General features: G+C 61.9%; 10 protein-coding genes. 2 read left to right on the top strand and 8 right to left on the bottom strand.

The features are described 5' to 3' along the window. Positions 1-23 precede the first annotated feature (23 nt). Entirely contained in the window at positions 24-1,358 is a 1,335-nt protein-coding gene (locus NE591_RS04235) for a helix-turn-helix transcriptional regulator (RefSeq protein WP_173111404.1), read from the top strand. 333 nt (positions 1,359-1,691) lie between these two features. Here the strand turns inward: NE591_RS04235 and NE591_RS04230 are convergent, their stop codons facing one another. The 5 genes from NE591_RS04230 to dnaK form a co-directional block, all read right to left on the bottom strand. Continuing rightward, on the bottom strand, positions 1,692-4,505 hold the full coding sequence (locus tag NE591_RS04230) for an ATP-dependent Clp protease ATP-binding subunit (RefSeq protein WP_256156348.1): 2,814 nt from the start codon (positions 4,503-4,505) through the stop codon (positions 1,692-1,694). 12 nt (positions 4,506-4,517) lie between these two features. Next, entirely contained in the window at positions 4,518-4,895 is a 378-nt protein-coding gene (locus NE591_RS04225) for a heat shock protein transcriptional repressor HspR (protein ID WP_114538594.1), read from the bottom strand. Next, on the bottom strand, positions 4,886-5,836 hold the full coding sequence (locus NE591_RS04220) for a DnaJ C-terminal domain-containing protein (protein ID WP_022738233.1): 951 nt from the start codon (positions 5,834-5,836) through the stop codon (positions 4,886-4,888). The genes NE591_RS04225 and NE591_RS04220 overlap by 10 nt, the downstream gene beginning before the upstream one ends. An 87-nt stretch (positions 5,837-5,923) precedes the next feature. Continuing rightward, positions 5,924-6,607, bottom strand: a complete 684-nt coding sequence (locus tag NE591_RS04215; protein WP_173111398.1) for a nucleotide exchange factor GrpE — start codon at positions 6,605-6,607, stop codon at positions 5,924-5,926. Positions 6,608-6,612: 5 nt separating this feature from the next. After that, positions 6,613-8,517 (bottom strand): molecular chaperone DnaK, encoded by a 1,905-nt coding sequence (dnaK, locus tag NE591_RS04210; RefSeq protein ID WP_173111396.1) that lies wholly within the window; start codon positions 8,515-8,517, stop codon positions 6,613-6,615. A gap of 400 nt (positions 8,518-8,917) precedes the next feature. On the opposite strand from dnaK, the gene NE591_RS04205 reads away from it, so the two are divergent. Then, the gene (locus NE591_RS04205; protein ID WP_173111393.1) at positions 8,918-10,366 is read left to right on the top strand and encodes an ATP-binding protein; all 1,449 of its coding nucleotides are present in this window, start codon (positions 8,918-8,920) and stop codon (positions 10,364-10,366) included. Between the two features lie 149 nt (positions 10,367-10,515). On the opposite strand, the gene NE591_RS04200 is transcribed toward NE591_RS04205, so the two are convergent. The 3 genes from NE591_RS04200 to NE591_RS04190 all read right to left on the bottom strand — a co-directional run bounded on the left by NE591_RS04200 (position 10,516) and on the right by NE591_RS04190 (position 13,651). Further along, positions 10,516-12,450: an Ig-like domain-containing protein gene (locus NE591_RS04200; protein WP_256156347.1), complete on the bottom strand. Its 1,935-nt coding sequence runs from the start codon at positions 12,448-12,450 to the stop codon at positions 10,516-10,518. Positions 12,451-12,750: 300 nt separating this feature from the next. After that, positions 12,751-13,248: a hypothetical protein gene (locus NE591_RS04195; protein ID WP_114538589.1), complete on the bottom strand. Its 498-nt coding sequence runs from the start codon at positions 13,246-13,248 to the stop codon at positions 12,751-12,753. Between the two features lie 214 nt (positions 13,249-13,462). After that, the gene (locus tag NE591_RS04190) at positions 13,463-13,651 is read right to left on the bottom strand and encodes a 4Fe-4S binding protein (protein ID WP_022738207.1); all 189 of its coding nucleotides are present in this window, start codon (positions 13,649-13,651) and stop codon (positions 13,463-13,465) included. Positions 13,652-13,698: the final 47 nt, after the last annotated feature.

The following is a 13,698-nucleotide window of genomic DNA, read 5'->3' as shown; positions in this document are numbered from 1 at the left end:
AGGATTCTCCGAAGGAGTCGATCTTGCCCGCTACGGTTCGGCTCGCCTTGCTGCCCGGCCTCATTTGGGGCTGGCTGCTCATATCCATGGGGCAGACGGCGATCGCGGGGGCCGGCTCGGACGCTTCGCCGGCAATGCTTTCCTTCTCGTGGCAGATAGCTTTTATCGCTCTGCTCGCCATCTCTCTCCCTCTCGCCAAAAAAGGCCGCCCCGCGCCCTCGCTGTTCGCATCCCTCGCGTTCGGCCTTGCAACTGCGACGCTCTTGGTTGCCCAGCCTCTCGTTCCTTCCGGCGAGCTCCTCCAATACCTTGTTCTTCGCCAAGTGCTCATGGGCGCGACCTGCGCCTCACTCCTCTGCCTCTGGTCGCGCATGGCCCGACCCCTTTCGGCCCGGCGCGGATCCTTCCAAATGCTTTGCGCGGGAATAGTGGCCGTGCTTGCGCTCACCTTCTACATGGCGCTGACCGTCCCCGCGCGCTTCGGGCTTCTCGTGCTGATGCTCGTCGCCGTCGCCCTTGACGTTCTCCTTGCTCCATTGCCTCCAGAAGAGGAGGCTCCGGCGTCGCCGGAAGATCGATCCGAATTCTCGGCGCTCGTGCCTCTAGCTATCTGCGCCTACAGCTTGCTCAGCTTCGCCTTCCGCACCGTGTTCACACCTTCGGCGGGTATTTCGATTGCCACTACATCGTTTGCGGGCGTCGTAGTCACGGGGGCTTTCGCGCTCTACTTCCAGAGAAGGCCCTTTGTGCTACGCACGGGCCTCTGGCTTGCCTCGGGCTTTGTGCTCCTTATTTGCTTGAGCGCTCTGCTTGTCATCCTTTTTCCCGAAAGCGGCTTACACCTCATCGCCTTTCTTCTCAACACGGCGGCGTTCCTCTTGGGAGGACTCATGTTCTTCCTGCCGGGCACGTTGGCGAGCGCTGTCGGAAAGCCTGCCTGTCTCGGCTTTCGCCTGGCGGCATTCCTGTTCTTCGCATCGCGCCTCGCAAGCGAGATTCTGGTTACGGTCTTTGCCCTCGACCCTCCCTCGGCTTTGGTGCTCGCCCTGATCTTTCTCGTGATCTCCCTGCTCGTGCTGATATTCGGGTTCTTCTACACTGGCCTCCCCCATCGATCGCCGGCCGCCAGCGCCTCGCCGCTTGAGGACAAATGCGCTCACCTCGCAAAGAAGCACGACCTCACCGAGCGCGAAGCGGCCGTTCTCGTCCCCTTGGCCAAGGGGCACACGGTAAAGTCCATCGCAGAACAATTCACCGTCTCCTTCCACACCGTACGCTCCCAAGTGCGCAGTATTTATCTGAAGCTGGGCGTCCATTCACGCGAGGAGCTCCTGGATATGCTCGAATCGCTGTCGTAAGCGCCAACCCCCAGCTTCGCAGCACGGAGGCTTTCATCGTCACCGCGGTCACGATGTCGCTATCCACACGGACGGAAGGACCTTCGTGACCAAAAAGCGCCCCGGGTCTTGGCTGCCCGGGGCGCTTGCTGTGAAAGAGGTATGCGGTTGAGTAGCGCGCCAGCTTCCGGTGTCGCTGACCGAGACCTCTGAACGCTGTCCATCCGCGACCCCAAGTCGCTCCATGAAAGCATGAAGGAGCGGCGCCTGAGCCGAAGGAGAACAGCGGAGCGGGGGTTCGGGCGATAATGCCGGAAACCGGTGCGCGGAGGGGCGAGGTCGCCCCTCCTTTTACTAGGCGATGGGATCCTCGCCGAGGTCGCCGTTGCTCAGAGTATCCAGATCCTGCAACGTTTCCTTAGGGTCGGCACCGGCCGTGAGGAAGCTGGGGTCGTCCAGGTTCAGGCCGTCCAAGTCCATGGGGCCTTCCACGCGACAGCAGTAGTTGCCCTCGGCGTCCAGGTCGATCAGCACGTGGCTGCGGTCGCGCAGCTCGCCGGAGATGACCTTCTCGGCGATGCGGTCGACCACCTCGCGCTGGATGAGGCGCTTCAGCGGACGGGCGCCGTACACCGGATCGTAGCCGTCGATGGCCAAGTGCTCCATGGCCGCCGGCGTCACGTCCAAGGTGATATGACGAGCCTGCAGGCGGTCGCGCACCTGCTCGAGCTGCAGATCCACGATAGGCTCGATAGCCGAGATGGACAGCTCGTTGAAGGTGATCACGTCGTCGATACGATTCAGGAACTCGGGGCGGAACGTCGTGGAAAGGGCATCCTGAATCTTGTTCGTGAACTCCTGCATGCGCTTGGCGGCCTGCTCGGGCGTCATGGACATCATCTTCTCGGCCATCTCGCCCATGGTCTCGCCACCGGTGGCCTGGGCCTCGTCGTAGGCGCGACCCTCGGCTGCATGCTCGCGGATGATCTGGCTTCCCACGTTGGAGGTCATGATGATGATGCAGTTCTTGAAGTTCACCACGCGGCCCTGGCCGTCGGTGAGCCGGCCGTCATCGAGCACCTGCAACAGGATGTTGAACACGTCGGGATGGGCCTTCTCCATCTCGTCGAGCAGCACCACGCAGTAGGGATTGCGGCGCACGGCTTCGGTGAGCTGGCCGCCCTCGTCGTAGCCCACGTATCCCGGAGGCGCTCCGATCAGGCGCTGCACGGAGAACTTCTCCATGTACTCGGACATGTCGATGCGTACCATGGCCTTCTCGGAATCGAACAGGTACTCGGCCAGCGTCTTGGCCAGCTCGGTCTTGCCCACGCCGGTGGGGCCGAGGAACAGGAAAGAGCCAATGGGACGGTTCGGGTCGGAAAGTCCCGCACGGTTGCGGCGGATGGCACCGGCCACGACACCCACGGCCTCGTCCTGGCCGATGACGCGGCCCTTCAGAACCTCTTCCAAATCGACGAGCTTTTCCATCTCGCCCTGCATCATCTTGGCCACGGGGATGCCCGTCCAGGCAGCCACGACCGACGCGATCTCCTCTTCGGAAACCTCTTCCTTCAGGATAGCGCCGTCCTGCTGCTTCATCTTCACGGCTTCCTCGGCCACGTGCAGCTGCTGCTGCAGCTGGGGAATGCGCGAGTAGCGGATCTCGGAAGCGAGCTGCAGGTTGCCCTCGCGGGTGGCGCGCTCCTCATCAAGCTGAGCGCTTTCCAACTCGGCCTTGAGGTTCTGCACGTCGACGATGGCGTCCTTCTCGTTCTGCCACTCAGCCTTCTGGGAATCGAGGGATTCCTGGGCGGCCGCGATGTCGTGGCGCAGCTTCTCCAGGCGTTCCTGGGAGGCCATGTCGGTCTCCTTCATGAGAGCCTGTTCCTCGATCTGCATCTGGATGAGCTTGCGCTCGGCGGCATCCACTTCCTCGGGCATGGAGTCGATCTCGATGCGCAGACGGCTGGCCGCCTCGTCCATAAGATCGATGGCCTTATCGGGGAGGAAGCGGTCGGTGATGTAGCGGTCGGAAAGCTCCGCTGCGGACACGATGGCGCCGTCGGTGATGCGCACGCCGTGATGGATCTCGTACTTCTCCTTCAGGCCGCGCAGAATGGCGATGGCGTCCTCCACCGTCGGCTCGCTCACGAGCACCGTTTGGAAGCGGCGCTCCAAGGCGGCGTCCTTCTCGATGTACTTGCGGTACTCATCGAGCGTGGTGGCACCGATGGCGCGCAGCTCGCCGCGAGCCAGAGCCGGCTTCAGCATATTGCCCGCGTCCAGGGAAGAGTCGCCGCCAGCGCCGGCACCCACGATGGTGTGCAGCTCGTCGATGAACAGGATGATGTTGCCGTCGGCTTCCTTCACCTCACGCAGCACGTTCTTCAAACGATCCTCGAACTCGCCGCGATACTTCGCGCCGGCCATCATCGCACCCAGATCGAGCGAGACGATCTCGCGATCCTTCAGCGACGAGGGAACATCACCAGCTACGATGCGCTGGGCCAGACCCTCGACGATAGCGGTTTTGCCGGTGCCGGGCTCGCCAATGAGCACCGGGTTGTTCTTCGTACGGCGCGACAGAACCTGAATGGTGCGGCGGATCTCCTCGTTACGGCCGATGACCGGATCGAGCTTGCCCTCGCGGGCCTGCTGGGTGAGATTCTGGCCGTACTGTTCCAGCGCTTCGAACTGGGTCTTGTCGGTCTGCGAGGTCACGCGGGTGTCGCCGCGCAGGCTCTCGTAGGCCGCCTCGATGTTCTTGCGGGTGACGCCCGCCGTCGTGAGGATGCGACCCGCGGCACCCTTGTCCTCGGACAGGGCAATGAGCAGGTGCTCACTCGTCGCGTAGCTGTCACCGAGCTTCTCGGCGATCTTCACCGAGTTATCGATGACCTTGATAAGGTCCTGACCGGGAATGGCCATAGGAGTGGCGCCAGTCTGCTTGGGCATCTTGGCGATTTCGTCGGACACGTTCTGGGACAGCCAGACCGGGTCGGCGCCGATGCGCTTCACGATGGCGGCGAGGTTGTTCTCGTCGGAATCGAGCAGCGCCTTCAGCAAGTGAATGGGCTCGATAACGGCGGCATCGGCTTCGCCAGCAACGCCCATCGCGTTCTGGAAAGCCTCTTGCGCCGTCACCGCCAATTTATCTAGTCTCATATACGTTCTCCTTTATGGTAAACGCCTCGTCGGCGTTACGCGGACGATGGCGCCGACGGGGGTGCGGGTTTCCAATTCGCGAACGCGATCGGCGAGGCGGCGCACCCGCGCGTGCAGGTCTTCCACTTCTTCCTCGCGCTCATCCAGCCGGCTCTGCAGATCAAGGATGCGCGTGACACCGGCGAGGTTGATGCCCTCGCTCGTCAGCTCGTTGATCAGGTTGAGCCGATCGATATCGGCCTGGGAGTACATGCGCGTGTTGCCACTGGTGCGTCGCGGCGTGACCAGACCCTTCTGCTCGTAGGAGCGCAGGGTCTGCGGGTGCACGCCCGCCAGTTCCGCGGCAATGCTGATCATGTACAGCGGCCGGTTCTTGTCATCTAGGCCCATGGGCGCTTCTCCTCTCCCGTCGCGGCGAGGAAGTCCTCCATGGCCTTTTTCTGCTCGTCGTTCATGTCCGTGGGCACTTCAACGTGAATCTGAATCTTCAAGTTGCCGAACTGCCCCTTGTTCTTCAGATCGGGCGCTCCTTTGCCTTTAATGGTGAGCACCTTGCCGTCTTGCGTGCCAGCGGGCACCTTCACCTTGATCTTTTTGCCGTCGGGCGTGGGCACCACGATGGAAGCACCGAGCGCTGCCTCCGCCACATTGATCGGCAAATCAACCGTCACGTCGGCCTTATCGCGACCGAAGTAGGGATGCGCGTCAATCTTAGTGGTGATGAGCAAGTCGCCCGCCGCACCACCGTTTTCGCCAGGAGCTCCCTGGCCCTTCAGGCGCACGCGGCCGCCATCGACAGCACCGGCGGGCACCTTCACCGTGTGGGTGTCGGACTCGCTCTTGCCGGGAATGCGCACGGTGATGCGCTTCTCCGTGCCGTTGAACGCTTCGTCGAACGTCACGTTCAACGTCACGTTCATATCCTGGCCGCGACGGGGCTGAGGCTGGCCGCCAAAACCGCCGCCGAAGTCCCAGTTGCCCCCAAACGCACCTTCACCGTGGCGAATGCTCTCCAGAATGTCGGCCCAACTGCCGCCGAAGCCGCCGGCCCCACCGCCACCGAAGATATCCTCGACGTTAAAGCCTTGGCCACCGCCCCATCCCTGGGGGATCTGGTTCTCGTTCGCCGTGCCGTACTGGTCGTAAAGCGCGCGCTTCTTCTCGTCGCTTAAGACTTCGTAGGCCTCGTTCAGCTCTTTGAACTTGGCCTCGTCGCCGCCGGCATCGGGATGATGCTTGCGAGCGAGCTTGCGAAACGCCTTCTTTATCTCATCGGCCGTGGCGGTGCGCGGAACGCCTAGCGTTTTGTAATAATCGGGCGTAGACGCCATTCGTTCCACCTCCATTACCTTAGTTAGTTACTTAGAATTGCTCTTTCAAGCACGAAGGCGGCCAAGCTGCGGCCGCCCTCGTTCGTCTTACTCTTCTTCGGGCTTTTCCCTCTTGGGGCCGCCCGTGGTGATCGTCACCATGGCAGGCCTGATGACCTTGGTACCCATTTTGTATCCGGGTTGGTAAACCTGCGCGACCGTTTCATCGGGAACGCTCGGATCGTCCACCGTACCCACGGCCTGGCACTCAAGGGCGTCGAATGCCTCACCGGCGGGGCTGATCAAGACCAGGCCTCCCTTGGCCAGCGTATCGGACAGCTTGGTCTGCACGGCCTTCACGCCGCCGAGCAAGCCGGTCTCGCCGTTGGTCTCGGCGTAGTCCACCGTGCGGGCGAAGTCGTCGAGCACCGGGATAAGGCTCTCCATGAGCTTCTCCGTGGCACGCACCTTCTCGGCCTCGCGCTGCTCGGCCATGCGCCGACGGTAGGTATCCCACTCGGCGTGCAGGCGCACGTACTTGTCCTGCCAATCGGCGGCCTCGGCCTTGGCAGCAGCCAGCTCCTCGGATTCCTCGATCGCGCTCGCCACCGCTTCAGCGGCGGCCTGCTCGAGCTCGGCATCCAGCTCGCCGGCCTCGTTGGCCTCGATCACCTCGGCGTCGGCAACCACCTCGGCCGCGCGGGCGTCGTCGGCGGAGGCGGTGGCCGCCACATCGGCGGCCACGTCCTGTTGGGTAGAAGAGGTGACCTGGTCCTTCTCGGGCTCAGTCATCGTTCTTACTTCCCTTCGTTCTCGTCATCGACGACCTCGTAGTCGGCCTCGATGGTGTCATCGGCCGGAGCCGTCTCGGCAGCGGCTGCCTGGGCGCCGGCGGCTGCACCCTCGGTGGAGTACACGACCTCGGCGAGCTTGTAGCCGGCCTGCTGGATCTTCTCGGTCGCCGCCTTGATAGCGTCGACGTCGGTGCCCTCAAGAGCGCTCTTGGTTTCGGCGATGGCCTCCTCGGCCTGGGTCTTGGCGTCGGCCGGAACCTTGTCGCCCAGCTCGTCCAGCGTCTGCTGGGTGGCGTTCACCAGAGCGTCGGCGTTGTTGCGCACCTCGGCCTCTTCCTTGCGAGCGGCGTCCTCTTCGGCGTGCTGCTCGGCGTCCTTCACCATGCGGTCCACTTCGTCGTCGGACAGGGCCGTGGAGCCGGAGATGGTGATCTGCTGCTGCTTGCCGGTGCCGAGATCCTTAGCGGACACGTTCACGATGCCGTTGGCGTCGATGTCGAAGGTAACCTCGATCTGCGGCACGCCACGACGGGCAGCCGGAATGCCGGTCAGCTGGAAGCGGCCCAAGGTCTTGTTGCCCGCGGCCATCTCGCGCTCGCCCTGCAGGACGTGCACCTCGACGGAGGTCTGGTTGTCGGCCGCTGTGGAGTAGATTTCGGTCTTGCGGGTCGGGATGGTGGTGTTGCGCTCGATCATCTTGGTCATCACGCCGCCCATGGTTTCAACGCCGAGGGACAGCGGGGTGACGTCGAGCAGCAGGATGCCCTGCACGTCGCCGGCGAGCACGCCGCCCTGAACAGCGGCGCCCATGGCCACGACCTCGTCCGGGTTCACGGACATGTTCGGGGCCTTGCCGGTCAGCTGCTTCACGAGCTCCTGCACGGCCGGCATACGGGTGGAGCCGCCGACGAGAATGACCTCGTCAACTTCGCCCATCTTCAGGCCGGCGTCCTTCAGCGCCTGCTCCACCGGCTTCTTGCAGCGGTCGAGCAGATCCTTGGTGATGCGCTCGAACTCGGCGCGGGTCAGCGTGTAGTCAAGATGCTTCGGGCCGGAGGCGTCGGCGGTGATGAAGGGCAGATTGATGTTGGTCTGCGTGGTGGAGGACAGCTCCATCTTCGCCTTCTCAGCCGCTTCCTTCAGACGCTGCAGGGCCATGGGGTCCTTACGCAAATCGATGCCGTTCTCGGCCTGGAACTTGTCGGCCATCCAGTCGATGATGCGCTGATCCCAGTCGTCGCCGCCCAGGTGGTTGTCGCCAGCGGTGGAGGCTACCTCGAACACGCCATCGCCAAGCTCGAGCACGGACACGTCGAAGGTGCCGCCGCCCAGGTCGAAGACGAGGATCTTCTCGTCATGGTCGACCTTGTCGAGGCCGTAAGCGAGCGCCGCAGCGGTCGGCTCGTTGATGATGCGCAGGACCTCCAGACCGGCGATCTTACCGGCGTCCTTGGTGGCCTGACGCTGAGCGTCGTTGAAGTAAGCCGGCACGGTGATGACGGCCTGGGTGATGGGCTGGCCCACCTGCTTCTCCGCATCGGTCTTCAGCTTCTGAAGCACCATGGCGGAAATCTCCTCGGGGGTGTAGTCCTTGCCGTCGATATCGATGACCGCACGGCCGTCCTTGCCCTTCTGGACCTTGTAGCTGACGGTCTTCTGCTCTTCGGGAGTCTCGTCGTAGGAGCGGCCGATGAAGCGCTTCACGGAAGAGACGGTGTTCTCAGGATTGGTGACCGCCTGGTTCTTCGCGGCCTTGCCGACGACGCGCTCGCCGTCCTTGCGGAAGCCCTCCACAGACGGGGTGGTGCGATCGCCCTCGGCGTTCACCAGAATTTCGGGCTCGGAGCCCTCCATGACGGCCATGGCGGAGTTCGTCGTGCCCAAGTCGATGCCAAGAATCTTAGCCATTGTGTACTGCCTCGCTTTCACAGTTTCACGTATAGATGAATGATGTTGAGATGCACTATAAAACCTTAGTCTGGTGCTGTCAAGTTTTCTCAACAACATTCAGTGAGACAAGCTCACTTCCCAGCACAATACGCGCCGAAATATGGTGCAGACACGACACGAAGCTTCTGTTGCCAAACTAAAACAATGCTGTTATCAGGGGGAATTCAAAGAAATTGAGTGCGTGCCTCTTCACTTTCCTAAGCGCTTCTCGTGAAGCGATATATGAATGATTTATGTCTATGAGTCGATCGCTCATTGCAAAACGAGCCCGGCATTCCCTTCTTCTCGTCGTCGAACAGAGAGCTGCTGTTTATATATAATGTAATGCGACGGTACTGCCAGGGTAAGAGAGGCCATTATGCTCCCATCCGAATCTTCGCTTCCTATCGCGCGCCGGGCCACTTGGCGTGACACGGAATGCCTCGAGCTGGTCTGCGGCATCGCCAACGCCGGTGGAGGTCGCCTCATTCTGGATGCCGACGTAGACAGCCGCGGCGCCGTGAAGCGACGCACAAGCCGCCTCATGAAAACCATTCCCGGGCTTATCGCGCAATCGCTCAACCTCACCTGCGCGGTGGAATTGGTGCTCGATAGCGGTCGTTTCTGTTTGGAGGTGGTTATTCCGCCGGCCAATGACCCTATCAGCTTCCGCGGTATTTTCTTCTTCTATAAAGATGGCGAGAACCACATCCTTGACGACGAGGCGCTCGATCGGCTCATGCAGCGCGACATGGAAGTCGACGTCAAATGGGAGCAGCGTCCTGTGGTGCAGGCCAGTCTGGACGATTTGAACATGGGCCTCGTCACGCGCTTCACCGGCGCGGCTCGTGATACCGACCTCACCGTCGACCTCGACGAAGCCTCGGCCATCGAGCAGACGCTACGCCATGCGGGCCTCATGACCGGCGTCGGCACTCCCACCAATGCCGGCATCCTTTTGCTGCACAACCGACCGCACCAGTACATTCCCGGCGCCACGGTGCGCATCGGGTTTTTCGGAAGCCACGGCGGCACGCCCATCTACGAGGACGAGGTCTTCGGTTCCCTCATCGAGCAAGTGCACTCAACCGTCGAGCTGCTCTTTGAGAAGTACCTACCGGAAGAGGAGCCGGCCCCGCACGGCACCTACCGTCTCGGCACCGCCGGTGGCCATGGTCGACCGCCTCGGGATGCGGTGCACGAAGCCGTGCTCAACGCGCTCGCCCATAAGAACTACGACAGCGGCGCCCCCGTGCAGGTGAGCGTGTTCACCGACCGCCTCTGCATCGACAACGTGGGCCGACCGCCCCGCACCTGGACCGTGGGCGCGCTCCTCGGACGCCACACATCGCGGCCCAACAACCCCAATCTCGTGGCGGCCCTGCGCTCGCTCGGCATCATCGACGGCTGGAGCAACGGGGTCTCGCGCATCCGCATGAGCTGCATGGAAGCCGGCACGCCCGAGCCCATCTTCGAACTACGCGACGACGAGACTATGGTGTGCTTTCCCATGGATTCAGACAGCCTTTTGACCGCCTCGATAACGCACGCGAACGCCATCAGCGCCGCACCAGTGGCCCGAGCTGACCTGCCCGAAGTGCAGCAGACGGCACGAGCCCGGGCGACCCAGCAGGACACGAGCCTCACGCTGAATGACGAGAAAGTGCTCGCCATGCTCGACATCGACGGGCGCCTCACCGCGCCGCGCATCGCCAAGAACCTCAACATCAGCGAGAGCACCGTGCGCCGCAGCTTCCGCCGGTTGCGCGATTTGGGGCTCATTGCCCGCATCGGCTCGGACAAGTCGGGGTTCTGGCAGGTTCAGTAGCCCGTCGCACCCTTCTTCGAACTTGCTCAACCAGATCTGAAAACAAGACTGCCCGCACGTCCTGATCCGTGCGGGCAGTCCATGGAGTTGGCCGCCGGTCGCGCGTCCTGATCCGTGCGACTCGTCGGCCTCTGCGGCCGCTTGCGCCCTTAGGCCTTATGGGCGACTCGGGCCGCGCGAGTATCTTCGGTTCCCGTCGTAACCGTGCTGGTAAGCGAGTTGTTGAAGTCGTCAATCCTGCGGGCGTAACCGAGGCGGTTCGCCACTACCACGGCAGCGTAGCCCACCGTGAGCAGAACGCCAATGAGCATCACCCAGTGCACCCAGCAGTGGGGCTCGTCGAAGGCGCCCAGAGCCGTGGCGTCGTCCTCGATGACCTCGCCGCCGACACGCGTCACCGTGGGCTCCTCGTTATCGAAGGAGACGCTTGCGGCCATGGGGACGTCCTCGTCGAGAATGATGCCCGCCACAGCCCCGAACTGCTCGGCCACGGCAGCAGCGCGCTGGCTTCCGACCATCGTCGTCACCACGCCGGCAATGGCATCAGCCGGAGTCGTGGCCCCCGCCGGCATGCCCGCGCCCAGGCTCGAACGCGGCGGCAGAAGCGGGTTGCGCGGCGGCACCACCGTAGAGCCGGCCGGGCCGATGGTGAAGGTACCGGGAACAACCTGCACGTCGTAATTGTTGCGGATCTCGTTGCCGTTGGCATCCTTGCTGAGAGGCAGCACCGTGCCATTGAGCAGGGCGCTGTGTCCGTCATAGCCCGAGGGCAGTTGCGCGGCGCCCGACCCGAGGAACGTAGCGCCGCTCATGTCGCTGCCAGCCGCCACCGCGGCACCGCCGTTCAAACCATTCTCGGAGGGCGGCAGGAAGTAGAAGTAGGCAAGCTGGGGGCCTTCGGCGTCTTCGGTCAGAGCCGGACGCACCGTGACGTTGATCGTAACCTCGCCGCAGCGCACCACCGCGTCTCCCGGAGCGACCGCTGTCACCTTGCCCGTGGTGGCAACCTCGGCCACAGCCGGGTTTTCGGAAGCCCACGTGCCGCCAGAAGCGGCAAAACGGTGCAGATCGCGAACCTCGCCCACATACAGGGTGAGCTGATGCTCGTTGTCCGAGTCATCGACGGGCTTGTTCGCGGCGGGCTCGGACAGCGCAGGCTGCTCGGGAGCGTCCACGTCAGCGTCAGCGCCTGTACCGGTATCGCCGTTATCGGTGCCGGGCACGTCGCCTTCTTTGCCGAAACCGTTGTCATTTTCGGCGTTGTCGCCATCACCTTCACCGACGTTCTCATCACCCGGAATTACGGACTGCTCAGGATTGGTCGGGTCGGCAGGCCCGTTCGGCTTGTCGCCCTCATCGTCACTGGGCGTCGGCATGGCGAACGCAAAGGGAGCATTGAGCACATCAGTGGAGAACGTGAGAGCGTTGGGATTGATATCGCCCTGAGTCGTAAGGGGCTTTTCCAGCGTTATTTCAGTGACCGTGTCGGGGCCATCAATGCGATACGCCTTCATTTCGCCCGCAAACATGCCATTCCACGTCACGGTAACGCGGTAGCCCATGTCAGAAAGCGTGAGCGGATCGCCTGCCTCGTCAACAAGGCCGAGGCGGTAGATGCGGTACAGCCCGTATCCCTCTTCCAGAGCCTTCTCCATGGCGGTCTTGCCTTCGTCGTTTACCGCCACATCAACCGTCAGCCGCGCTCCTTCGGGAAGCGCACCCGCAGCGGTCAGCTCCACCGTCACATCATCGGTGTCGACGGTCAGGACGGCCGCATTGTTTTGCAGGCCATCGGACGTCGGAGCATCGAGGGGGCCGTCGTCTTTCTGGGCGGGCGTCTCGCTGGCGCCATCATTCGTCGGCGTCGAAACGCTCTCGGACGCCTTCTCCGGAGCATTTTCAGGCGGCGTTGGCTCCGTCGTCTTCTCGCCCACTTCACCATCGAAGCCTTCGACGGCCAGCGCAGCATCGGCAAACACCGAGACGTTCAGGAACGAGAGCGCCATAAGCAGAGAGAGCGCGACCGCCACGATCTTTCCCTCGAGGCAGTTACGCGCGTCGGCGAATCGCTGTATTGTGTTCATTTCCACCAACTTCTCCTTAACCCCGGCGGCTTTTTCGCCGCCTTGCATCCTCACATTTCAGGCTGTGAGTGCGATACCGAAAACACCGGCGATACGCATAATGCAGAGTGATTTCAATATCGATGAGAATTCTACGCAGCTTTAAAGAGGAAGTCGCTTTTGCGGTAAGTTGATAGGATATTGATAGGGTAATGACATTGCATTTGATATGAATTTGTCATTCTTCTGTTCTGAAATGGAAATGACAGGCAAGAAAAAGCGGCCGAAGCCGCCATAAGGAAAGTCCTTCAGAGAAATTTGCTAAACGGCGCCGCGAACCAGAGAGGCCAATTCATTGCGATCATGGAACTCCCTGGGGCGATCGGGGCGTGAAACCTCCACGACATCGCCCTCCCAGGTGGCTCCCGCATCGCCGAACTTCGAGGAATGCACGATGCGCTGGAAGCGCACTCGTGAGTTGGCAGGCAGCTCGGCTAATTCGAACCCATAGGTAAGGTTCGAGAGAATCGCCTGCAACGCGTCGACCACCTCATCATCGGGGCTCAGACGCACCACTCCCATCTCGCTGTTGTAGAGCAGCCCCGGCGCAACGAAGATTGTGCGGATCCGTTCCTGACGCTTCTTTTCGGCCCAGTGAATGGCAACGCAGGCAGCGACAATAACGACCCACCAGACAACCGTCACCACGATATCGAGAGGGTTGTCCACGAGATCGAACTGCAACGCATGCCAAATCCAGAGGAAGGCAACGGAAGCCAGCAGAAGCACAGCGGCTATGATCCAGTTGCTCTTTCGCATACGACGTGACTCCTGAATGTTGCTTCTCGTGGGGCAACTCATTTTCATTTCGCCAATTTTACCCCTTTAAGGTACGACAGGCTACCTCATTTTGCGTGTTCATTTACTCAATTCGCAAGAAAGCCCGCTGCAGCAGCAACGGGCTTTCAATGGATTTCGATAAAAGAGACTCCGGAAGACTCCGCGTTCAATCGCACTTACCGAAAATTGAGAGTTAGTCCTCGACGATCTCCGGGATAGCACCCATGGGGCACTCCTCGACGCAGTCGCCACAAGCGATGCAAGCTTCCTCGTTCACGGCGTCGGCAACGCCATTGACGACCTCGAGCACTTCCTGGGGGCACGCGTCAACGCAGATGCCGCAGCCGATGCACTCGTCAGCTTCAATTACGGGATGAGACATGGGAAGCTCCTTCGTTCTCGGGTGATAATCCTCGTCTATGAAGCAGG

The organism is Adlercreutzia sp. DFI.6.23 (assembly GCF_024462535.1).
Lineage (GTDB): Bacteria > Actinomycetota > Coriobacteriia > Coriobacteriales > Eggerthellaceae > Adlercreutzia > Adlercreutzia rubneri.
This window is presented reverse-complemented; position numbering and strand designations above follow the sequence as displayed.

What these genes read in the sequence shown, in the direction of transcription:
- NE591_RS04230 (WP_256156348.1), bottom strand. Translation starts at nt 4,505, where the DNA reads ATGAGACTAGATAAATTGGCGGTGACGGCGCAAGAGGCTTTCCAGAAC.
- NE591_RS04225 (WP_114538594.1), bottom strand. Translation starts at nt 4,895, where the DNA reads ATGGGCCTAGATGACAAGAACCGGCCGCTGTACATGATCAGCATTGCC.
- NE591_RS04220 (WP_022738233.1), bottom strand. Translation starts at nt 5,836, where the DNA reads ATGGCGTCTACGCCCGATTATTACAAAACGCTAGGCGTTCCGCGCACC.
- NE591_RS04215 (WP_173111398.1), bottom strand. Translation starts at nt 6,607, where the DNA reads ATGACTGAGCCCGAGAAGGACCAGGTCACCTCTTCTACCCAACAGGAC.
- dnaK (WP_173111396.1), bottom strand. Translation starts at nt 8,517, where the DNA reads ATGGCTAAGATTCTTGGCATCGACTTGGGCACGACGAACTCCGCCATG.
- NE591_RS04205 (WP_173111393.1), top strand. Translation starts at nt 8,918, where the DNA reads ATGCTCCCATCCGAATCTTCGCTTCCTATCGCGCGCCGGGCCACTTGG.
- NE591_RS04200 (WP_256156347.1), bottom strand. Translation starts at nt 12,450, where the DNA reads ATGAACACAATACAGCGATTCGCCGACGCGCGTAACTGCCTCGAGGGA.
- NE591_RS04195 (WP_114538589.1), bottom strand. Translation starts at nt 13,248, where the DNA reads ATGCGAAAGAGCAACTGGATCATAGCCGCTGTGCTTCTGCTGGCTTCC.
- NE591_RS04190 (WP_022738207.1), bottom strand. Translation starts at nt 13,651, where the DNA reads ATGTCTCATCCCGTAATTGAAGCTGACGAGTGCATCGGCTGCGGCATC.